Below are 17,926 nucleotides of genomic sequence, written 5' to 3'. Positions count from 1 at the left end.
GATTTGAAGCCGTCCGTGCCTTGCAGGTACGCCTGCACCACTTTGATCTTGAATTGCTCTTCGTACTTCGCCATGTAAAAACCCCCGAAGGTTGGATCAATGTCCAACTTTCGGGGGTCAGTTCAGTTCGGCGGGCAGTTTTCTGAGCAGAGCGGGCCTTACTGAATCTTGGCCTTTTCGCGCAGTTGCTTCTGGTAGTCGGCCAGGGTTTGCTGGCGCAGCATTTCTTCCAGTTGCGGACGGACCTGATCCATCGGCGGGAATTCGACCGGACGGGTGTCGTCGACCATGATGATGTGCCAGCCGAATTGGGTCTGGACCGGCTTGTCGACCAGTTGGCCCTTCTTCAGTTGCGTCACGGCTTGCGCGAACGGCTGCACGTAGTTGGTCGGGGGAGCCCAACCCAGATCGCCACCCTTTTCGGCGCTGCCGGGGTCCTTGGAGTTCTTCTTGGCCAGTTCGTCGAACTTGCCCTTGTTTTTCTGCAACTGTGCCAGCAGGTCGTTCGCCTTTTTCTCGTCTTCGACGAGGATGTGGCGGACCTTGTATTCCATCTTGCCGGCCTGTTCCTTCTTGATCTTTTCGTATTCGGCGGTGACCTGGGCGTCGGTGACCGGGTGCTTGGCCAGGTAGTCGGCCATCAGCGCGCGAACCAGGATGCCTTGGCGGGCCAGCTCGATTTCGGTCTGGACGTCAGCCTGCTTGGCGATGCCGCTGGATTCGGCGGCCTGCACGAAGATCTGACGGTTGATCATTTCCTGCTTGACCTGTTCGCGCAGTTGCGGCGAATCGGTGGCGCCCTGGCCGACCAGGAGCTTGACGAATTGATCCAGGCTCTTTTGCGGGATGGCTTTACCGTTGACGGTAGCCACGTTCTGCGCAAAAGCAGGCACGGCGATGACGCAGGCCGCAGCCAGCATGACGATGCGTTTCATGAATATCCTTTGACTTTCTATTTGGGAGCCTGGGCGTCAAGCGCAAGCGCATGAATCGGATAGGGGATCAAATCTTGCAAATGATGATACACCAGCCGGTGTCGCGCAACGGCGGAGAGCCCCGCAAAGCAAGGCGCTACGATGATTACGCGATAGTGGCCGGCGCCGTTTTTACTGCCTTCGTGGCCGGCATGCAAATGGGAGTCGTCCAGGATGTCCAGACTGACGGGTTCCAGGGCGGCAAGACGTTCCCGGATCAGGGTGATGCGGTCGGTGTTTTCTGACATGAGTTCAGGGTTTGCCGGGCGGCGTGGCGCCCGGATTGGCCGGCGTGTTTTCTTCGGTCTGGATGTGCTTGCCCAGCCACAGCGACTGGCCAATGACGAAGACGATCATCAGTCCCATCAGGCCGAAGGCCTTGAAACTGACCCACTGCGACTCGGTGAAGTGGCCCGAGAACGCGACATACAGATTGAGCGCGCCGGCGATCAGGAAGAAGGCGGCCCAGATCAGGTTGAGTTTGTCCCACGCCGCATCCGGCAGCTGGATCTGCTTTTCCATCAGGCGGCGGATCAGGTTGCGCTTGAACAACAGGCGGGCAAAGACCAGCGCGCCGCCGAACATCCAGTACAGCACCGTGGGCTTCCATTTGATGAAGACGTCGCTGTGCAGCCAGATGGTCGCGCCGCCGAACACCAGGATGACCGTCAGGTTGATCCAGTGCATGGCTTCGGTGGGGCGGCCGGTGGCCTTGAGCCAGACGATCTGCGCCACGGCAGCCGCCATGGCGACGCCAGTGGCCGTGAAGATGTCCGTGTACCTGTAGGCGATGAAGAACAGGAGCAGCGGAAAGAGGTCGAACAGGAACTTCTTCATCAGTCTTCTAGGGGCTCAAACGTCATCGACAGGGAATTGATGCAGTAGCGCAGGCCGGTAGGCTCGGGGCCGTCGGGAAAGACGTGGCCCAGGTGCGCGTCGCAGACGTTGCACAGGACTTCGGTGCGCACCATGCCGTGCGTGGTGTCGCGTTCTTCGCGGACGAGTTCGGGGTCCAGCGCCTGGAAGTAGCTGGGCCAGCCGCAGCCGGCGTCGAATTTGGTGTCGGATGCGAACAGCGCCGTGCCACAGCCGACGCAACGGTAGATGCCAGGGGTGAACGTATCCCAGTAGCGCCCGGTGAATGCGCGTTCGGTACCTTTTTCACGGGTGACCACGTATTCTTCGGGGGAAAGCTGGGCGCGCCATTCGGCGTCGGTTTTGCGTACTTTTTCCATATGAGCTCTTGGAGTCGCGATGCCCGAAATGGTTCGGGCATAATCCCGCCCCATGTTAATCGAGTTTGACCAGGCGGTAGTGTCGACGCCCCAGGCGGAAGTGTTGCGCGGGGTGAGCGTCACCCTGGCCGAACGCCGCATCGGTATCGTGGGCCCCAACGGCGCCGGCAAGAGCACGCTGGCGCGCCTGGTCAACGGCCTGGTGATGCCGACTTCCGGCAGCGTCCGCGTGGGCGGGCTGGATACTCGCCAGGATCTGAAAGCCGTGCGTGCGCGCGTCGGCTTCGTGTTTCAGAACCCCGAAAACCAGATCGTCTTTCCCATCGTGCGCGAAGACTTGGCGTTTGGCCTGAAGCGCCTGGCGCCCGACCGCCAGCAGCGCGAGGCGTGCATCGACAGCCAACTGGCCCGCCTGGGCGTGGGCCACCTGGCCGACCGCAGCAGCCACACGCTGTCCGGCGGTGAGCGCCAGCTGGTGGCGCTGGCCGCCGTGCTGGTCATGGAGCCAGCCCTCATCGTCTTTGACGAACCCACCACCCAGCTCGACCTGCGCAACCGCAACCGGGTGCGCGCCGCCATCGATGGGCTGCCCCACGACGCCATCGTCGTCAGCCATGACCTGGAATTGCTCGAAGACTTCGACCGCGTGCTGGTCGTGCGCGACGGCGCGATCGCGGCCGACGACACGCCCGCCGCGGCGTTGCGCTGGTACCGGGAACACTGCGGATGATGGAGCCCCTGTACGTTGCGGGCAACACGCCGCTGCATCGGCTGCCAGCGTGGGTGAAGCTGCTGGCGCTGATGGCGGCCGGCGCGGGTCTGTTCGTGCTGCGCGATCCGCTCTGGCTGGCGTTCGCCTTTGGCTTTTCGGTGGCGCTGGTCTGGTCCACGGGCGTCGCCGCCGCGGCCGTCTGGCGTCAGGTGCGCGGACTGCTCTGGGTGCTGCTGGCCGTGGCACTCTTCACCGGCTGGTTTCAGGGGCCGCTTGAGGCGCTGGCGGTCGTGCTGCGCGTGGCGGCGATGGTGGGGCTGGCCCTGGCCGTCACGCTGGCGACCCGCACGTCGGACCTGATTGCCGTCTGCGAGCGGACATTGCGGCCGCTGGAACGCACCGGGCTGGTCGATGCCGAAAAGGTGGCGCTGGCGCTCGCGCTGACGCTGCGCTTCGTGCCCGAGATCTGGCGCAATTTCCAGGAAATCCGCGAGGCGCAGGCTGCGCGCGGGCTGGGGGCGAATCCGGTCGCGCTGATCGTGCCGCTGATCGTGCTGACGTTGAAGCGGGCCCAGGAAGTCTCTGAAGCGATCGACGCGCGCAGCGTCTGAAGGCCGCGCGCCCTGAACTCATTCAAAAGGGGAAACCATGAAATCGAACAATACGGTGCTGGTGGCGCTGTTTGCGGCGCTGATCGTCGTGCTCAGCCTGATGCCGCCCATTCCGATGCCCGGCATTCCGGTGCCCATCACCTTGCAGACGCTCGGCGTCATGCTGGCCGGCGCCATGCTTGGCCCCGTGCGCGGCGCGCTGGCGTGCCTGCTGTATCTGGCGCTCGCGGCGATCGGCCTGCCGGTGCTGCCGGGCGGGCGCGGCGGGCTGGGGGCGTTTTTTGGCCCGACCGGCGGGTTTCTCATCGGCATGGTGGCCGGCGCATTCGTGACGGGCTGGATGGCGCGCCGCCTGGCCGCGCGCGGAACCGGCACGTGGGTGGGGCTGGCGGGGTATGTGGCGGCCTGCGTCGTTGGCGGCGTTGCGGTGGTGTACGCCTTCGGTGTGCCCTGGCTGTCGGCGGTGACGAAGATGGGCATGGCGAAGGCCGCCGGCGCGGTCGTGGTGTTCCTGCCGGGTGACCTCGTCAAGGCCGTGGTGGCGGCGTGGGTCGCTTCGCGCGTCGAGCGGGTGTGGCCCATGCTTGGCCGTTGATCACGGCGGGCCGCAGACCGTACGGCGAAAGACCCCAATCGCCCCAAGGGAATCCCCCAACATGACGCCTGCCACCCTTTCAAGTACAAGTTCGCCATTAACAAATGCGTTCGCCAAATCACGATTTACGTAGCACATCAGGGAATTACCGTAGTTGCGCTACGTCATCTGATACTGTTTTAACCATATAATATTTTTTTCTGTATAACTTTAAACAGGCTCGCTTCGCCTCGTTCGAGGCACATAAGAGCCAACCACAGGAGACAAAAACATGCGCAAGCACTTCGGCTTGTCCGCGGCCGCCGCCGCTGTAGCCCTGACTCTGCCGCTTCTGGCGAGCGCACAGGTCAAGGTTGGCGTGACGGTGTCCAGCACCGGCCCCGCCGCCTCGCTGGGCATCCCCGAGCGCAACACCGTGGCCTTGCTGCCCAAGGAAGTTGCCGGCCAGAAGATCGAATGGATCGTGCTGGACGACGCCACGGACACCACGCAGGCCGTCAAGAACTCGCGCAAGCTGGCTTCCGACGACAAGGTCGACGTGCTGATCGGCACGTCCATCACGCCGGGCTCGCTGGCAATGGTCGACGTGGCTGCCGAAGCCAAGGTGCCGATGATCAGCGTGGCCGCGAGCGCCAAGATCGTCGAACCCGTGGACGACAAGCGCCGCTGGGTCTTCAAGACCCCGCAGAACGACGCGCTGATGGCTGGCGCCCTGGCCGACGCGATGGCCAAGTCCAAGGTCAAGACGCTGGGCTTCATCGGCTTTGCCGACGCCTACGGCGACGGCTGGCTCGACGTGATGCAGAAGGCCGCCAAGGCCAAGGGCATCGAGATCGTCGCCATCGAAAAGTATGGCCGCACCGACACCAGCGTGACGGGCCAGGTGCTCAAGCTGGTCGGCGCCAAGCCCGACGCCATCCTGATCGCCGGCGCCGGCACTCCGTCCGCGCTGCCGCAAAAGGAACTGAAGGCCCGCAACTACGGCGGAACCATCTATCAAACCCACGGCGCCGCCAACAACGACGTGCTGCGCGTTTGCGGCAAGGACTGCAACGGCATGTACCTGCCGGCCGGCCCGCTGCTGGTCGCGGCGCAACTGCCCGACAGCAATCCGGTCAAGAAGTCGGCGCTGGCCTACGTGGAAACCTACGAGAAGGCCAACGGCGCCGGTTCGACCAACACGTTCGGCGGCCACATGTGGGATGCCGGCCAACTGGTCGTCGCCGCGCTGCCCGTGGCGCTGAAGTCGGGCGCCAAGCCCGGCACGCCTGAGTTCCGTGTCGCGATGCGCGATGCACTGGAAGGCGTGAAGGACCTGGCCGTGTCGCAAGGCGTGTTCAACATGTCGCCCACGGACCACGCCGGCTTTGACGAGCGCTCGCGCGTCATCGTCAAGGTGGAAAACGGCAAGTGGGTCTACCAGCCCGATCTGTAAATCCCCTGGATCGCCCGAGCGCGGGCCGCCCGATGACGGGCGCCCGATCGCGCGGGGGGCGGCTCTCCGCCCGCCGCGCCGCGCCCGGCAGGACTTCGCACCGGCCTTTCCGGCCGGTGTGTCGTATCAGTGTTCCGGATGGGGTCGGGACACCAAGAAACCACAAGGTAGTTGTTAGATGGATTCCTCAATTGCGCTGATCCTGCTGCAAGACGGTGTCGTCAACGGCGCCATCTATGCCCTCCTGGGCATGGCTCTGGTGCTGGTTTTCGCCGTCACGCGCGTCATTTTCATTCCCCAGGGCGAGTTTGTGGCGTTCGGCGCCCTGACCCTGGCCATGCTGGTGGACGGCAAAGTGCCGGGCACCGCCTATCTGCTGCCGTTGCTGGGCCTGGTGTGCCTGGCGCTTGAGCTGGTGCGCGCCGTGCGCACGCGCAGCGCCGCGGCCCTGCCCAAGACCATCGCCACGTGCGTCGTGCTGCCGCTGGCGCTGTTCTGGCTGACCAAGAGCTACACCGGTCCCGAGAATTCGCTGTGGCTGAACATGCTGCTGACGCTGTTCCTGGTGATTCCGATGGGTCCGATGGTCTATCGCATCGTCTACCAGCCGCTCGCCGAAGCCACCGTGCTGGTGCTGCTGATCGTATCGGTCGCCGTGCACTTTGCGCTCATGGGCCTGGCGCTCGTGTTCTTTGGCGCCGAAGGCTGGCGCACCCCGGCATTCGTGAGCGGGCAGGTCGACCTGGGCTTCATGACGTGGTCCGCGCAGAGCCTGTTCGTGGTCGCCACGTGCGCGCTGCTCATCATTGCCTTGTGGGTTTTCTTCGGCAAGACGCTGTATGGCCGCGCGCTGCGCGCCACCGCCGTCAACCGCCGTGGCGCGCGCCTGGTGGGCATCAGCACCAACATGTCGGGCTCGCTGACGTTCACGCTGGCCGTGGGCATCGGCGCCATGTCCGGCATGCTGATCGCGCCCATCACCACGGTCTATTACGACACGGGCTTTTTGATCGGCCTGAAGGGCTTCGTCGGCGCCATCATCGGCGGCCTGGCCAGCTATCCCATCGCCGCGGCCGGCTCGCTGCTGGTCGGCGTGCTGGAATCCTTCTCGTCGTTCTGGGCCAGCGCATACAAGGAAGTGATCGTCTTCACCCTGATCATCCCGGTTCTGGTCTGGCGTTCGTTCAGCACCCATCACGCGGACGAAGAGGAATAAGCCATGAACCGCATTCTGCTTGCCGTTTTTCTCGTCGTCCTGGCGGGCCTGCCGATGGTGTCGGCCACGCCCGAGTTCTGGGTGACGCAACTGAACTACATCGGCCTGGCCAGCCTGGTCGTGCTGGGCCTCGTGCTGCTGACCGGCGTCGGCGGCCTGACGTCCTTCGGCCAGGCGGCGTTCGTCGGCCTGGGCGCCTACACCACCGCCTACCTGACGACGCAGTACGACGTGTCGCCCTGGCTGGCGCTGCCTGCGGGTCTGATCCTGACCGCCGTCGTCGCCTATCTGCTGGGCGCGATCACGCTGCGCCTGTCGGGCCACTACCTGCCGCTGGGCACCATCGCCTGGGGCCTGTCGCTGTATTACCTGTTCGGCAATATCGACTGGCTGGGCAAGCATGACGGCATCGCCGGCATCGAGCCCATCAGCATCTTCGGTATCTCGCTGGCCAACGGCCGCCACATCTATTACCTGATCTGGGTCTGCGTCCTCTTGGCGCTGTGGGCTACGCGCAACCTGCTCAACTCGCGTCCCGGCCGCGCCATCCGCGCGCTCAAGAGCGGGGCGGGCATGGCCGAGTCCATGGGCGTCAACACCGCTGCCTACAAGATCGTCATCTTCGTGTGGGCGGCGTTGCTGGCCTGCGTGTCGGGCTGGCTGTATGCGCACATGCAGCGCGCCGTCAGCCCCAGCCCGTTTGGCCTGAACTACGGCATCGAGTACCTGTTCATGGCGGTCGTCGGCGGCGCGGGTTACGTGTGGGGCGCCTTGCTGGGCTCCAGCGTCATCCTGGTGCTGAAGGATCAGTTGCAGAACCTGCTGCCCAAGCTGCTGGACACCAACGCCAACTTCGAGATGATCGTCTTCGGCGTGCTGCTGATCCTGATGCTGCAATACGCGCGCAACGGCCTGTGGCCGATCCTGGCGGGCTGGTGGGGCAACATCACGGGCGCCAATGGTTCGCGCCGCAACCTGGCGCCGCCTGCCGCGGCCCCGGCCCTACCGACGCGCGAGCGTCCGCAGCCTGGCCAGGTCGTGCTGGAAGTGGATGCCATCCGCAAGGAATTCGGCGGCCTGGTGGCGGTGAACGACATCACCTTCAAGGTCAGCTCGGGCGAGATCATGGGCCTCATCGGTCCCAACGGCGCGGGCAAGAGCACGACCTTCAACCTGATCAGCGGCGTGCTGCCGGTGACGCGCGGCCAGGTCACGTTCATGGGCCAGCGCATCGACAACCGCTCGGCGCGCGAGATCGCCAAGATGGGCGTGGGCCGCACGTTCCAGCACGTGCAACTGCTGCCGGGCATGACCGTGCTGGAAAACGTGGCGCTGGGCGCGCATCTGCGTTCGGACGTGGGCGTGCTGTCGGGCGCGCTGCATTCGGACCGCGCCCGCGAAGCGCAGCTCCTGCATGAAGCGGCCGAGCAGCTCAAGCGCGTGGGCCTTGGCGAATACCTGTACGAACAGGCAGGCAACCTGGCCCTGGGCCAGCAGCGCATCCTGGAAATCGCCCGCGCGCTGGCGTGCGATCCCGTGCTGCTGCTGCTGGACGAACCGGCCGCCGGCCTGCGCTACAAGGAAAAGCAGGACCTGGCGCGCGTGCTGGAACAGCTGCGCGCGGAAGGCATGAGCATTCTGCTCGTTGAACACGACATGGATTTTGTGATGCGCCTGACCAACCACCTCGTGGTGATGGATTTCGGCACGAAGCTGGCCGAAGGCGTGCCGGCCGACGTGCAAAAGAACCCGGCGGTGCTCGAAGCCTATCTGGGCGGCATCGACGACGACCTGCCCGAAGCGGACCAGGCCAAGCCCGTGTCGGCGGGGGGCGTGTGATGAGCACAACGAATTCCCCCGTTCTTGAAGTCAGCAACCTGTCGGCCCGCTACGGCAAGGTCGGCGCACTTGCCGGCGCCACGCTCAGCGTGCCGGCCGGCAGCATCGTCACCGTGATCGGCGCCAACGGCGCCGGCAAGTCCACGATGCTCAACGCCATCATGGGTTCGCTGCCGCAGACCGGCCACGCCGCCGGCACCGTGCATTACGCCGGGTCGGACGTGTCGGGCTGGATGGTCGAACGTCGCGTGGCGGCGGGCATGTCGCTGGTGCCCGAGCGCCGCGAGCTGTTCGGCACCATGTCGGTCGAAGACAACCTGCTGCTGGGCGGCTTCCGGCGGTATCGTGCCCGCGAAAGCGGCTGGCGCGACACGCTGAACGAAGTGTTCGATCTGTTCCCGCGGCTGCGCGAGCGCCGCGCCCAGCAGGCCGGCACCTTGTCCGGCGGCGAGCGCCAGATGCTGGCCGTGGGCCGCGCGCTCATGGCCAAGCCGACGCTGCTGATGCTGGACGAGCCAAGCCTGGGGCTGGCGCCGCGCATCGTGCGCGAGATCTTCCACATCATCGCGCGCCTGCGCGAGACCGGCGTGGCGATCTTGCTGGTCGAGCAGAACGCCCGCGCGGCCTTGCAGGTGGCCGATTACGGCTATGTGCTGGAAACCGGCGAGGTCATCCTGCACGGGCCGGCGCGGGAATTGGCTGGCGATCCGAAGGTGATTGAGAGCTATCTGGGTCTGGGCAAGGGCGCGGAAGCGGCCTGAGTTTCCTGCCCGATGGAACAAAAAAACGCCGGCGGCCGATAAGGCCTCGGCGTTTTGCTTTGGCGCGGCTGTTGTCGCAAGCTGGCCAGTTCCGGCAAATCAACGACGCGTGCTTTCCGCGTATTCCATGTACAGCTGATGCGCGCGGCGCGCGATCGGGCCGTACTCCAGCGGACGGTCTTCGACGCGGTTCACGTGCACCACCTTGCCGTAGTTGCCCGACGAAAACACTTCGTCGGCCGCTTCGACGTCGGCGCGCGTCAGGCTGCGTTCCTGCACTTCAATGCCGTCGGCCTTCAGCAGCGCCAGCACGCGGCGGCGCGTGATGCCGTTCAGGAAGGTGCCGTTGTCCACGGGCGTGGAGACGACGCCGTCCTTGGCCAGCCACAGGTTGCTGGTGGCGAATTCGGCCAGGTTGCCTGCGCCGTCCAGCATGATGGCGTTGTCAAAGCCCTTTTCGGCGGCTTCGCGGATGGCGCGTTGGCCGTTGGGGTACAGGCACGATGCCTTGGCGTCGGTGGGCGCCATATTGGGCCACGAGCGCGCAAAGCTGGAGAAGCAGGCGGAAAAGCCCTGGTCGCCCGGCATCGGCACCTTGAACACGTGCAGCACGAATTGCGTTTTTTCGGCGTCGGGCAGCAGAAAGCCGTCGGCGCAGAAGAACATCGGCTTGATGTAGAGCTCGGACCCTTCCGGGAAACGCGCCACGGCCTGCAGGCACAGGTCCTGGATTTCTTCCCAGGCCAGTTGCGGCTTCATCAGCATCTTTTCCGCCGAGCGCACGACGCGCTGGCAGTGCAGGTCCAGATCGGGCGTCAGGCCGCGGAAGGCACGCGCGCCGTCGAAGACCATGCTGGCCATCCAGAAGGCGTGGTCGGCCGGGCCGAGCAGTTTGGGGTTTTCAGTGGTCCAGTGACCGTTGTGCCAGAACAAGGCATCCATGATTGTTTTCCTTGGCTTGAATCGGGTTGGCGATCGGGCGCGGAGCGGGTCCGGAACGCCGAATCGCCAGAATACATGAGCGGGACTGTTATTCCTTGGCCAGCGCTGCCTGCACGCGGTCGGCGACATCCGCAGGCACCCACTGCCGCCAGACAGGCGCGTACTGCTTGAGGAAGTAACGCGCCGCGTCCTCGGGTTCCTTGCCTTCGTTTTCCAGCCAGCCCAGCGTGGCATCGATGGCGTCGTCCGGCACCGTCAGCTTGGTCAGGAACTCGGTCACGCGCGGCGCCTGTTTGGCGAATTCAGCATTCATGCCCGTGACGACCGGGTTGGGCTTGAACTGCGTGGCCACGGGATTGGCGCACTTGGGGTCGGTCATGCATGTGTAGGCCGCCTGATCGAAGGCGGGCAGTTCCAGCTTGACCAGATCCAGCGCGCCAACCAGCGACGTGGGCGTCCAGTAGTAGAAGACGATATCGCGCTTGCGCTTGTAGGCCGACACGATCGCCGCCTTTTGTGCCGCGCCCGAGCCGGGCGCGAACAGGGAGTAATCCTTGTCCAGCTTCAGGGCGCGCAGCAGGTTGTCGTTCAGTGTGCCGCACGCCCAACCCGCCGGGCAGCCATAGATGCGGCCGCGCCCGGGGTCTTCGGGGTCGGCAAACACTTCCTTGAAACGCGCCAGGTCGGCGGCGGACTTGAGCTCGGGATGCCGTTCCACGGTGTAGCGGGGCACATACCAGCCTTCGCCTGCGTCATAGACGTGGCCCACGCCCAGCACCTTGCCGCTGGCCAGCGCCTTCTTCCAGGCGCCTTCGATCTGGCCGGGCCAGACCTCGGGCGTGATGTCGACGTCGCCACGCTGCAAGGCGGCCAGCATGGGCAGGGTTTCGCCGATTTCGACAGATGTCTTGCAGCCGTAGCCGTGTTCGAGCACGTAGCGCTCGATGCCGGCAAGCACCAGGTTGGATTCCCAGTTCAGGCCGCTGAAACGGATGGGCCGGTCGACTTCGCATACCGGGGTGGCGGTGGCTGCCTGGGCCGCGGCGGGGGACAGCAGGGCGGCGGCCAGCGCGAGCGCGCCGAGGCCGGGAACGAGATGCGTGATGCGCATGGTCGGCACCTGTGTAGTGGGGTGCCTGCCATTGTACGAGGCGATGGCGCGCGCCCCAATGCAACGGGGCCGCGATGCGCGGCCCCGAGGGTCAATCCACCGAAGCGTCAGATCACGCGCGGGCGGTGCGGCGGCGGTTGAAGAGGGCGCCCAGCTCGCCCACGATGCCGCGCCGGAAGGCCAGCACGCAGATCACGAAGATCAGGCCGCTGACGATCGTGACCGATTCGCCCAGACGCAGGAACCATTCGACGCCGGTCAGGTTGGCCATCATCTGGCCGAAGTCGCCCACCTTGTTTTCCAGCAGCACCACGATGAACGCGCCCAGCACGGGGCCGGTCAGGGTGCCCAGGCCGCCGATCAGCGTCATCAGGATCACCAGCCCGGACATCTGCCAGGTGGCGTCCGACAGCGTGGCCGACACGAACACCAGCGTCTTGGTGGCGCCCGCCAGGCCGGCCAGCGCGGCCGACAGCACGAAGGCCACCAGCTTGAAGCGGTCCACGTCGTAACCCAGCGAGATCGCGCGCGGCTCGTTCTCGCGCAGCGCCTGCAGCACCTGGCCGAAGGGCGAGTTCACCGTGCGCCAGATGATGAAATAGCCAATGATGAAGATGGCCATCACCAGGTAGTACAGGTTGATGTCCTTGGACAGGTCGACCAGTCCCAGCAAGGTGCCGCGCGGCACGCTCTGCAGCCCGTCTTCGCCACCCGTGAACTTGGCCTGCAGGAAGAAGAAGAACACCATCTGCGACAGCGCCAGCGTGATCATCGAGAAGTAGATGCCGCTGCGGCGGATGGCGAGCGCGCCCATGGCCAGCCCCAGCAGCGCCGCCACGGCCACGCCGAACAGCAGCCCCAGCTCGGTCGGCAGGCCCCAGACCTTCATGCTGTGCCCGGCCGCGTAGGCCGCGCTGCCCAGGAACGCGGCATGGCCGAAGGACAGCAGCCCCGTGAAGCCCAGCAGCAGGTTGAAGGCGCACGCAAAGAGGGCGTAGCACATGACCTTCATGGCGAAGATCGGATACACGCCGGCGAAGGGAAGCAAGGCCACCACGATGGCCAGGACCGCATAGCCCAGGAATTGACGATTCATTTTTCTTTTCCGAACAGCCCGGCCGGGCGGATCAACAGAACAATGGCCATGATGATGAAGACGACCGTGCTGGACGCTTCGGGCCAGAACACCTTGGTCAGGCCCTCGATCACGCCCAGGCCCAGCCCGGTGACGATGGCGCCGAAAATGGACCCCATGCCCCCGATCACGACCACCGCGAACACGACGATGATGAGGTTCGAGCCCATCAGCGGCGAAATCTGCAGCACCGGCGCGGCCAGCACGCCGGCAAAGCCCGCCAGCGCCACGCCGAAGCCGTAGGTCAGCGTGATCATGCGCGGCACGTTCACGCCGAAGGATTCCACGAGGCGCGGGTTCTCGGTGCCGGCGCGCAGCAGGGCGCCCAGGCGGGTGCGTTCAATGACGTACCACGTGGCGAAGCAGACGATGATCGACGCCGCCACGACCCAGCCGCGATAGTTCGGCAGGATCATGAAGCCCAGGTTGGTGGCGCCACGCAGGGCCTCGGGCGTGGGATAGGGTTGGCCCGACACGCCATAGAAGCTGCGGAACAGCCCCTCGATCAGCAGCGTCAGCCCGAAGGTGAGCAGCAGCCCGTACAGGTGGTCGAGCTTGTAGAGATGCTTGAGCAGCAGTTTTTCAATGATGATGCCGAACAGCCCCACGATCAGCGGCGCCAGGATCAGCATGATCCAGTAGTTCAGGCCAAAGTACGAAAGCCCCATCCATGCGACGAAGGCGCCCAGCATGTAGAGGGCGCCGTGGGCGAAGTTGATGACGTTCAGCAGCCCGAAGATGACGGCAAGTCCGAGCGACAGCATTGCATAGAAGGAACCGTTGACCAGGCCCAGTAACAGCTGGCCGAACAAGGCCTGTATGGGGATGCCGAAAATGTCAGTCATCTTGTGAAAGTCCTGCGCGGTACGGAAGGAAGCGAGCTAGTCAGGAGGAATGCGGCCGGGCCATCGGCCCGGACCGCATCCGGGATCACAGGGGCCGGTTTATTTCTTGACCAGCTTGCAGGTGGACTCGGACAACTTGGTGTAGACCTCGTCGCCAGGCAGCGTCGCCACCACCTTGTAGTAGTCCCACGGGCCCTTGGATTCGGCCGGGGTCTTCACTTGCATCAGGTACATGTCGTGGACCATGCGGCCGTCTTCGCGCACGACGCCGCCTTGGGCAAAGAAGTCGTTCACCTTGTTCGACTTCATCCACTTCATCACGTCGTCGCCGTTATCCGAGCCGGTGGCCTTGACGGCGTTCAGGTAGAACATCGCCGACGAGTAATCGCCCGCCTGCAGCATGGACGGCTTGCGGCCGACCTTGGACTCGAACTTCTTGGACCAGGCGCGCGAGGCGTCGGATTGATCCCAGTACCAGCCGTCGGTCAGGTACATGCCCTTGGTGGCATCCAGGCCGAGCGAGTGCACGTCGTTGATGAACACCAGCAGGCCGGCCAGCTTCATGGTCTGCGTGACGCCGAATTCGTTGGCGGCCTTGACCGTGTTGATGGTGTCGCCGCCGGCATTGGCCATGCCCAGGATCTGCGCCTTGGACGATTGCGCCTGCAGCAGGAAGGACGAGAAGTCCGAGGCGCCCAGCGGTGCGCGCACCTGGCCCTTCACTTCGCCGCCCGCGGCCTTGACGACCGCCATCGTGTCGCGCTCGAGCGCGTGGCCGAAGGCATAGTCGGCAGTCAGGAAGAACCAGCTCTTGCCGCCGTCCTTCACCACTGCCGAACCCGTGCCGCGCGCCAGCGCCACGGTGTCGTAGGCGTAATGCACGGTGTAGGGCGAACATTGCGCGTTGGTCAGGTCGGACGAGCCGGCGCCCACTGCGATGAAGGGCTTCTTCTTTTCAGCGGCAACCGCTGCCATGGCCAGACTGGTGGCCGAGTTGGTGCCGGCGATGATGACGTCGACCTTCTGCTGATCGAACCATTCGCGGGCGCGTGCCGAGGCGACGTCGGCCTTGTTCTGGTGGTCCGCGGAGACGATTTCGATCTTCTTGCCGTTGACCGTGCCGCCGAAGTCCTCGACCGCCATGCGTACGGCTTCCAGGCCCGCCTTGCCGTCGATGTCGGAGTACACGCCCGACATGTCGGTGATGAAGCCGATGCGGATGACATCGTCGGAGATACCTTGAGCGTGGGCGGTTGCCCCCGCGAATCCCAGGCCCGCCATGGCCAGTGCAGCAGTGATGGTGTGCAGCTTCATGGGATGACTCCTCTTCCCTACAGTGTGGTGTTTGCCGGGGTTCCGGCGGATGACACAGGTTGCTTTAGACGCCCAGCAGTTCGTTGAGCGTGTCCTGTTTTTCTGAAAGTTCGGCGGCTTCGAAGTGCTCGACGATCTGCCCGTGCTCCATGACGTAGAAGCGGTCGGCCAGCGGCGCGGCGAAGCGGAAATTCTGTTCCACCATGACGATGGTGTAGCCCCGCTGCTTGAGCGCGGTGATCATGCGGGCCAGCGCCTGCACGATGACGGGCGCGAGGCCTTCGGAGATTTCGTCCAGCAGCAGCAGGTTGGCGCCGGTGCGCAGGATGCGCGCGACGGCAAGCATCTGCTGTTCGCCGCCCGACAGGCGCGTGCCGGGGGAATTGCGGCGCTCCTGCAGGTTGGGGAACATGTCGTAGATCTCGGCCAGCGACATGCCGCCGCCCAGCGAGCCGACGACGGGCGGAAGCAGCAGGTTTTCTTCGCAGGACAGGCTGGCGAAGATGCCGCGTTCCTCGGGGCAATAGCCGACGCCCAGGTGGGCGATCTTGTAGGTAGGCAGGTCGATGGCTTCGGTGCCATGGATGCGCACCGAACCCTTGCGCGAGCCGGTCAGGCCCAGGATGGCGCGCAGCGTCGTGGTGCGGCCGGCGCCGTTGCGGCCCAGCAGCGTGACGACTTCGCCCTGTCCCACGCGCATGTCCACGCCGTGCAGGATATGCGATTCCCCGTACCAGGCGTTGAGGCCCGAAATTTCGAGTGCGGGGGTGCTCATGCGTGCGCTCCTTGAAGTTCGCCGTCGGTCGTGCCCATGTAAGCCTGCATCACGGCCGGATGGCGGGAGACTTCGGCGTAGGAACCTTCGGCCAGCACCGAGCCGCGCGCCAGCACGGTGATGGTGTTGGCGATGGAGGACACGACATTCATGTTGTGTTCCACCATGAGGATGGTGCGCCCGGCGCTCACGCGCTTGATCAGTTGCGTGACGCGGTCCACGTCTTCGTGGCCCATGCCCTGGGTGGGTTCGTCCAGCAGCATCAGCTCGGGCTCCATTGCCAGCGTGGTGGCGATCTCGAGCGCGCGTTTGCGGCCGTACGGCAGGTTGACCGTGGTTTCGTCGGCAAAGCCGCCCAGGTCCACCTGTTCAAGCAGCGCACGCGCGGGCTCGTTCAGGGCAGCCAGGCGCTTGTCGCTTTGCCAGAAGTGATAGGACAGGCCGGTCTTGCGCTGCAGGCCGATCCGCACGTTCTCGAGCACGGTCAGGTGCGGGAACACCGCCGAGATCTGGAACGACCGGATGATGCCGCGCCGGGCAATCTGCGCGGGGCGCTCGCCGGTGATGTCGATGCCATTGAACTTGATGCTGCCCGACGTGGGCGCCAGGAATTTGGTCAGCAGGTTGAAGCATGTGGTCTTGCCCGCGCCGTTAGGCCCGATCAAGGCATGAATCTCGCCCCGCTTGATACGCAAATCGACCCCGTTGACCGCGACGAAGCCGCGGAACTCCTTGGTGAGGCCTTTTGTCTCCAGGATTGTGTCATCCATGTTCGCTGCACCAGCGTTGTATTTATATGGTCTCTGCCTGGCGTCATTGCGTCAGGCCCCCGCAGGGTTCGAAAACTGTTTTCGTGCGTAGTTTTCTTATGAGTTGCCGGCGAGTATGCGGACGTCGCAATCAAAATTCCATGAGGGTTTGTCATAGGTTTTGCACTGCGGAAAGGGCAATTGTCGGCATGCCGACAATGCTGTCTGCATATGGGGAGAAAGGGAGCCCGATATGCAAATGCATTGCAGCAATTACGCGTTGATCGTCATCAAGATGTCATGCGCGAATAGGCGAGGGAAAACCCGGTTTTCCACTCGCATAATCTGCGGCCGCGTGCGCGAACGGATGCTTTATGCAGGGGTTTTCTGCTTGAATTCGCAGAGATCGGAAATGCCGCATTGGGGGCATTTCGGTTTGCGCGCCACACAGACGTAGCGGCCGTGCAGAATCAGCCAGTGATGCGCGTCCAGCAGATATTCCTGCGGCACGAACTTCATCAGTTTCAGCTCGACTTCCAGCACGTTTTTTCCGGGCGCAATACCGGTGCGATTCGAGACACGGAATATGTGCGTGTCCACTGCCATCGCCGCTTGCCCGAACGCGGTGTTGAGCACCACGTTGGCGGTCTTGCGGCCCACGCCGGGCAGGGCTTCAAGCGCCTCGCGCGTCTGCGGCACCTGGCCGCCATGCTGCTCGATCAGGATCTTGCAGGTGGCGATCGCGTTCTTTGCCTTCGTGCGGAAAAGGCCAATGGTCTTGATGTAGTCGGCCAGTCCTTCCTCGCCCAGCGCCGCGAGTGCCTCAGGGGTGCCGTATTGCGGAAAGAACTTGCGCGTGGCGATGTTGACCGACTTGTCCGTGGCCTGCGCCGACAGCAGCACGGCAATCAGCAACTGGAACGGCGTGTCGTATTCCAGTTCGGTGGTGGGGCTGGGGTTGGCCGCATGCAGGCGGGCAAAGATCTCTCGGCGTTTGGCGGCGTTCATGACTGCGTGGGATTGCGGCGGGCCCGGGCGCGGGCCAGTGCGGATTCGATGGCGGAGCGCTTGCGGTCTTCTTTTTGCGCGTCCTCCTTTTGCGCGTCCTCGGAAGCGGGCGCGGCGGGGGCGGGCGCTTCCGGGATGTCGGGCGCCATCAGGCGCGCGTTGTCGGCCGCCAGGCGCTCGGCGCGCGCCAGGTGGTTGCGATGGCGCTGGCGGCTGATTGCGGCGTCTTCGCTGGTCCATGCGCGCCCGGCCGGCACCATCTCGATGCAGTCCACCGGACAGGGCGCCACGCACAGGTCACAGCCCGTGCACCAGTCGTCCAGCACGGTGTGCATGTGCTTGTTCGCGCCGACGATGGCGTCGACCGGACAGGCCTGGATGCACAGCGTACAGCCGATGCAATGCGATTCGTCGATGCGCGCGACCAGCAGCGGCCCGGGTTCGCCGCGCGACAGATCCAGCGGCAGGAGAGGCGTGCCGAGCAGCGCGGCCAGTGCGGCGACGCCGTCGTCGCCGCCGGGCGGGCAGCGGTTGATCGGCGCGGCGCCCTCGGCGATGGCGTCGGCATAGGGCCGGCAGCCGTCGTAACCGCATTTGGTGCATTGCGTCTGAGGCAGCAAGGCGTCAACGCGGTCGGCTAATGAGCGACAGGACATGTAAAGCCAGTAA

The 17,926-nt window shown here is 64.7% G+C and carries 20 protein-coding genes; 7 read left to right on the top strand and 13 right to left on the bottom strand.

The annotated features are described in order from the left end of the window. Nucleotides 1-158: 158 nt before the first annotated feature. From KW836_RS27075 to msrB, 4 genes are read right to left on the bottom strand one after another with little or no spacing between them, the layout of a single operon-like run. Nucleotides 159-935 (bottom strand): peptidylprolyl isomerase, encoded by a 777-nt coding sequence (locus tag KW836_RS27075; RefSeq protein ID WP_175122995.1) that lies wholly within the window; start codon nt 933-935, stop codon nt 159-161. Nucleotides 936-952: 17 nt separating this feature from the next. Then, nucleotides 953-1,222: a BolA family transcriptional regulator gene (locus tag KW836_RS27070; RefSeq protein WP_218345250.1), complete on the bottom strand. Its 270-nt coding sequence runs from the start codon at nt 1,220-1,222 to the stop codon at nt 953-955. A 4-nt stretch (nt 1,223-1,226) separates the two neighbouring features. Beyond that, nucleotides 1,227-1,811, bottom strand: coding sequence for a septation protein A (locus tag KW836_RS27065; RefSeq protein ID WP_175122993.1), 585 nt, complete (start codon nt 1,809-1,811; stop codon nt 1,227-1,229). Next, a complete protein-coding gene (gene msrB, locus KW836_RS27060) occupies nt 1,811-2,209 on the bottom strand; it encodes a peptide-methionine (R)-S-oxide reductase MsrB (RefSeq protein ID WP_218345249.1) in 399 nt (132 codons plus the stop codon). Before msrB ends, KW836_RS27065 begins: the two co-directional genes overlap by 1 nt. 52 nt (nt 2,210-2,261) lie before the next feature. Between msrB and KW836_RS27055 the strand changes: the two genes are divergently transcribed. The 7 genes from KW836_RS27055 to KW836_RS27025 all read left to right on the top strand — a co-directional run bounded on the left by KW836_RS27055 (nt 2,262) and on the right by KW836_RS27025 (nt 9,378). Next, entirely contained in the window at nt 2,262-2,939 is a 678-nt protein-coding gene (locus KW836_RS27055; RefSeq protein ID WP_218345248.1) for an energy-coupling factor ABC transporter ATP-binding protein, read from the top strand. Beyond that, on the top strand, nt 2,936-3,532 hold the full coding sequence (locus KW836_RS27050) for an energy-coupling factor transporter transmembrane protein EcfT (RefSeq protein WP_175122991.1): 597 nt from the start codon (nt 2,936-2,938) through the stop codon (nt 3,530-3,532). The genes KW836_RS27055 and KW836_RS27050 overlap by 4 nt, the downstream gene beginning before the upstream one ends. A gap of 37 nt (nt 3,533-3,569) precedes the next feature. After that, nucleotides 3,570-4,127, top strand: a complete 558-nt coding sequence (locus KW836_RS27045) for a biotin transporter BioY (protein WP_218345247.1) — start codon at nt 3,570-3,572, stop codon at nt 4,125-4,127. Between the two features lie 271 nt (nt 4,128-4,398). Then, nucleotides 4,399-5,562 (top strand): ABC transporter substrate-binding protein, encoded by a 1,164-nt coding sequence (locus KW836_RS27040; protein WP_218345246.1) that lies wholly within the window; start codon nt 4,399-4,401, stop codon nt 5,560-5,562. A 178-nt stretch (nt 5,563-5,740) separates the two neighbouring features. Beyond that, complete coding sequence (locus tag KW836_RS27035) at nt 5,741-6,778, top strand: branched-chain amino acid ABC transporter permease (RefSeq protein ID WP_105237747.1); 1,038 nt, start codon at nt 5,741-5,743, stop codon at nt 6,776-6,778. A 3-nt stretch (nt 6,779-6,781) separates the two neighbouring features. Further along, a complete protein-coding gene (locus tag KW836_RS27030) occupies nt 6,782-8,617 on the top strand; it encodes an ATP-binding cassette domain-containing protein (RefSeq protein ID WP_175122988.1) in 1,836 nt (611 codons plus the stop codon). Continuing rightward, nucleotides 8,617-9,378: an ABC transporter ATP-binding protein gene (locus tag KW836_RS27025; protein WP_175122987.1), complete on the top strand. Its 762-nt coding sequence runs from the start codon at nt 8,617-8,619 to the stop codon at nt 9,376-9,378. Before KW836_RS27030 ends, KW836_RS27025 begins: the two co-directional genes overlap by 1 nt. Before the next feature lie 99 nt (nt 9,379-9,477). On the opposite strand, the gene KW836_RS27020 is transcribed toward KW836_RS27025, so the two are convergent. From KW836_RS27020 to rsxB, 9 genes are all read right to left on the bottom strand, one after another. Then, entirely contained in the window at nt 9,478-10,320 is an 843-nt protein-coding gene (locus tag KW836_RS27020; RefSeq protein WP_175122986.1) for a branched-chain amino acid aminotransferase, read from the bottom strand. Between the two features lie 88 nt (nt 10,321-10,408). Continuing rightward, on the bottom strand, nt 10,409-11,431 hold the full coding sequence (locus tag KW836_RS27015) for an ABC transporter substrate-binding protein (RefSeq protein WP_218345245.1): 1,023 nt from the start codon (nt 11,429-11,431) through the stop codon (nt 10,409-10,411). A 112-nt stretch (nt 11,432-11,543) separates the two neighbouring features. After that, on the bottom strand, nt 11,544-12,527 hold the full coding sequence (locus KW836_RS27010; protein ID WP_175122984.1) for a branched-chain amino acid ABC transporter permease: 984 nt from the start codon (nt 12,525-12,527) through the stop codon (nt 11,544-11,546). Continuing rightward, entirely contained in the window at nt 12,524-13,411 is an 888-nt protein-coding gene (locus tag KW836_RS27005; RefSeq protein ID WP_175122983.1) for a branched-chain amino acid ABC transporter permease, read from the bottom strand. Before KW836_RS27005 ends, KW836_RS27010 begins: the two co-directional genes overlap by 4 nt. 99 nt (nt 13,412-13,510) lie before the next feature. Continuing rightward, on the bottom strand, nt 13,511-14,725 hold the full coding sequence (locus KW836_RS27000) for an ABC transporter substrate-binding protein (protein WP_056568137.1): 1,215 nt from the start codon (nt 14,723-14,725) through the stop codon (nt 13,511-13,513). A gap of 64 nt (nt 14,726-14,789) precedes the next feature. Next, nucleotides 14,790-15,500, bottom strand: coding sequence for an ABC transporter ATP-binding protein (locus tag KW836_RS26995; protein ID WP_062840538.1), 711 nt, complete (start codon nt 15,498-15,500; stop codon nt 14,790-14,792). Beyond that, a complete protein-coding gene (locus tag KW836_RS26990; RefSeq protein ID WP_175122982.1) occupies nt 15,497-16,270 on the bottom strand; it encodes an ABC transporter ATP-binding protein in 774 nt (257 codons plus the stop codon). The genes KW836_RS26995 and KW836_RS26990 overlap by 4 nt, the downstream gene beginning before the upstream one ends. A gap of 351 nt (nt 16,271-16,621) precedes the next feature. Continuing rightward, entirely contained in the window at nt 16,622-17,257 is a 636-nt protein-coding gene (gene nth, locus KW836_RS26985) for an endonuclease III (protein ID WP_175122981.1), read from the bottom strand. Continuing rightward, nucleotides 17,254-17,913: an electron transport complex subunit RsxB gene (gene rsxB, locus KW836_RS26980; protein WP_218345244.1), complete on the bottom strand. Its 660-nt coding sequence runs from the start codon at nt 17,911-17,913 to the stop codon at nt 17,254-17,256. The genes nth and rsxB overlap by 4 nt, the downstream gene beginning before the upstream one ends. Nucleotides 17,914-17,926 lie beyond the last annotated feature (13 nt).

The sequence above is a fragment of the Achromobacter sp. ACM05 genome, from assembly GCF_019218915.1.
Taxonomy (GTDB): domain Bacteria; phylum Pseudomonadota; class Gammaproteobacteria; order Burkholderiales; family Burkholderiaceae_B; genus Achromobacter; species Achromobacter animicus.
Note: the sequence above shows the minus strand (reverse complement) of the source record. Positions and strands in the feature narration are given on the sequence as shown.

Coding starts and splice junctions, on each gene's coding strand:
- KW836_RS27075 (WP_175122995.1), bottom strand. CDS start 935: ATGAAACGCATCGTCATGCTGGCTGCGGCCTGCGTCATCGCCGTGCCT.
- KW836_RS27070 (WP_218345250.1), bottom strand. CDS start 1,222: ATGTCAGAAAACACCGACCGCATCACCCTGATCCGGGAACGTCTTGCC.
- KW836_RS27065 (WP_175122993.1), bottom strand. CDS start 1,811: ATGAAGAAGTTCCTGTTCGACCTCTTTCCGCTGCTCCTGTTCTTCATC.
- msrB (WP_218345249.1), bottom strand. CDS start 2,209: ATGGAAAAAGTACGCAAAACCGACGCCGAATGGCGCGCCCAGCTTTCC.
- KW836_RS27055 (WP_218345248.1), top strand. CDS start 2,262: ATGTTAATCGAGTTTGACCAGGCGGTAGTGTCGACGCCCCAGGCGGAA.
- KW836_RS27050 (WP_175122991.1), top strand. CDS start 2,936: ATGATGGAGCCCCTGTACGTTGCGGGCAACACGCCGCTGCATCGGCTG.
- KW836_RS27045 (WP_218345247.1), top strand. CDS start 3,570: ATGAAATCGAACAATACGGTGCTGGTGGCGCTGTTTGCGGCGCTGATC.
- KW836_RS27040 (WP_218345246.1), top strand. CDS start 4,399: ATGCGCAAGCACTTCGGCTTGTCCGCGGCCGCCGCCGCTGTAGCCCTG.
- KW836_RS27035 (WP_105237747.1), top strand. CDS start 5,741: ATGGATTCCTCAATTGCGCTGATCCTGCTGCAAGACGGTGTCGTCAAC.
- KW836_RS27030 (WP_175122988.1), top strand. CDS start 6,782: ATGAACCGCATTCTGCTTGCCGTTTTTCTCGTCGTCCTGGCGGGCCTG.
- KW836_RS27025 (WP_175122987.1), top strand. CDS start 8,617: ATGAGCACAACGAATTCCCCCGTTCTTGAAGTCAGCAACCTGTCGGCC.
- KW836_RS27020 (WP_175122986.1), bottom strand. CDS start 10,320: ATGGATGCCTTGTTCTGGCACAACGGTCACTGGACCACTGAAAACCCC.
- KW836_RS27015 (WP_218345245.1), bottom strand. CDS start 11,431: ATGCGCATCACGCATCTCGTTCCCGGCCTCGGCGCGCTCGCGCTGGCC.
- KW836_RS27010 (WP_175122984.1), bottom strand. CDS start 12,527: ATGAATCGTCAATTCCTGGGCTATGCGGTCCTGGCCATCGTGGTGGCC.
- KW836_RS27005 (WP_175122983.1), bottom strand. CDS start 13,411: ATGACTGACATTTTCGGCATCCCCATACAGGCCTTGTTCGGCCAGCTG.
- KW836_RS27000 (WP_056568137.1), bottom strand. CDS start 14,725: ATGAAGCTGCACACCATCACTGCTGCACTGGCCATGGCGGGCCTGGGA.
- KW836_RS26995 (WP_062840538.1), bottom strand. CDS start 15,500: ATGAGCACCCCCGCACTCGAAATTTCGGGCCTCAACGCCTGGTACGGG.
- KW836_RS26990 (WP_175122982.1), bottom strand. CDS start 16,270: ATGGATGACACAATCCTGGAGACAAAAGGCCTCACCAAGGAGTTCCGC.
- nth (WP_175122981.1), bottom strand. CDS start 17,257: ATGAACGCCGCCAAACGCCGAGAGATCTTTGCCCGCCTGCATGCGGCC.
- rsxB (WP_218345244.1), bottom strand. CDS start 17,913: ATGTCCTGTCGCTCATTAGCCGACCGCGTTGACGCCTTGCTGCCTCAG.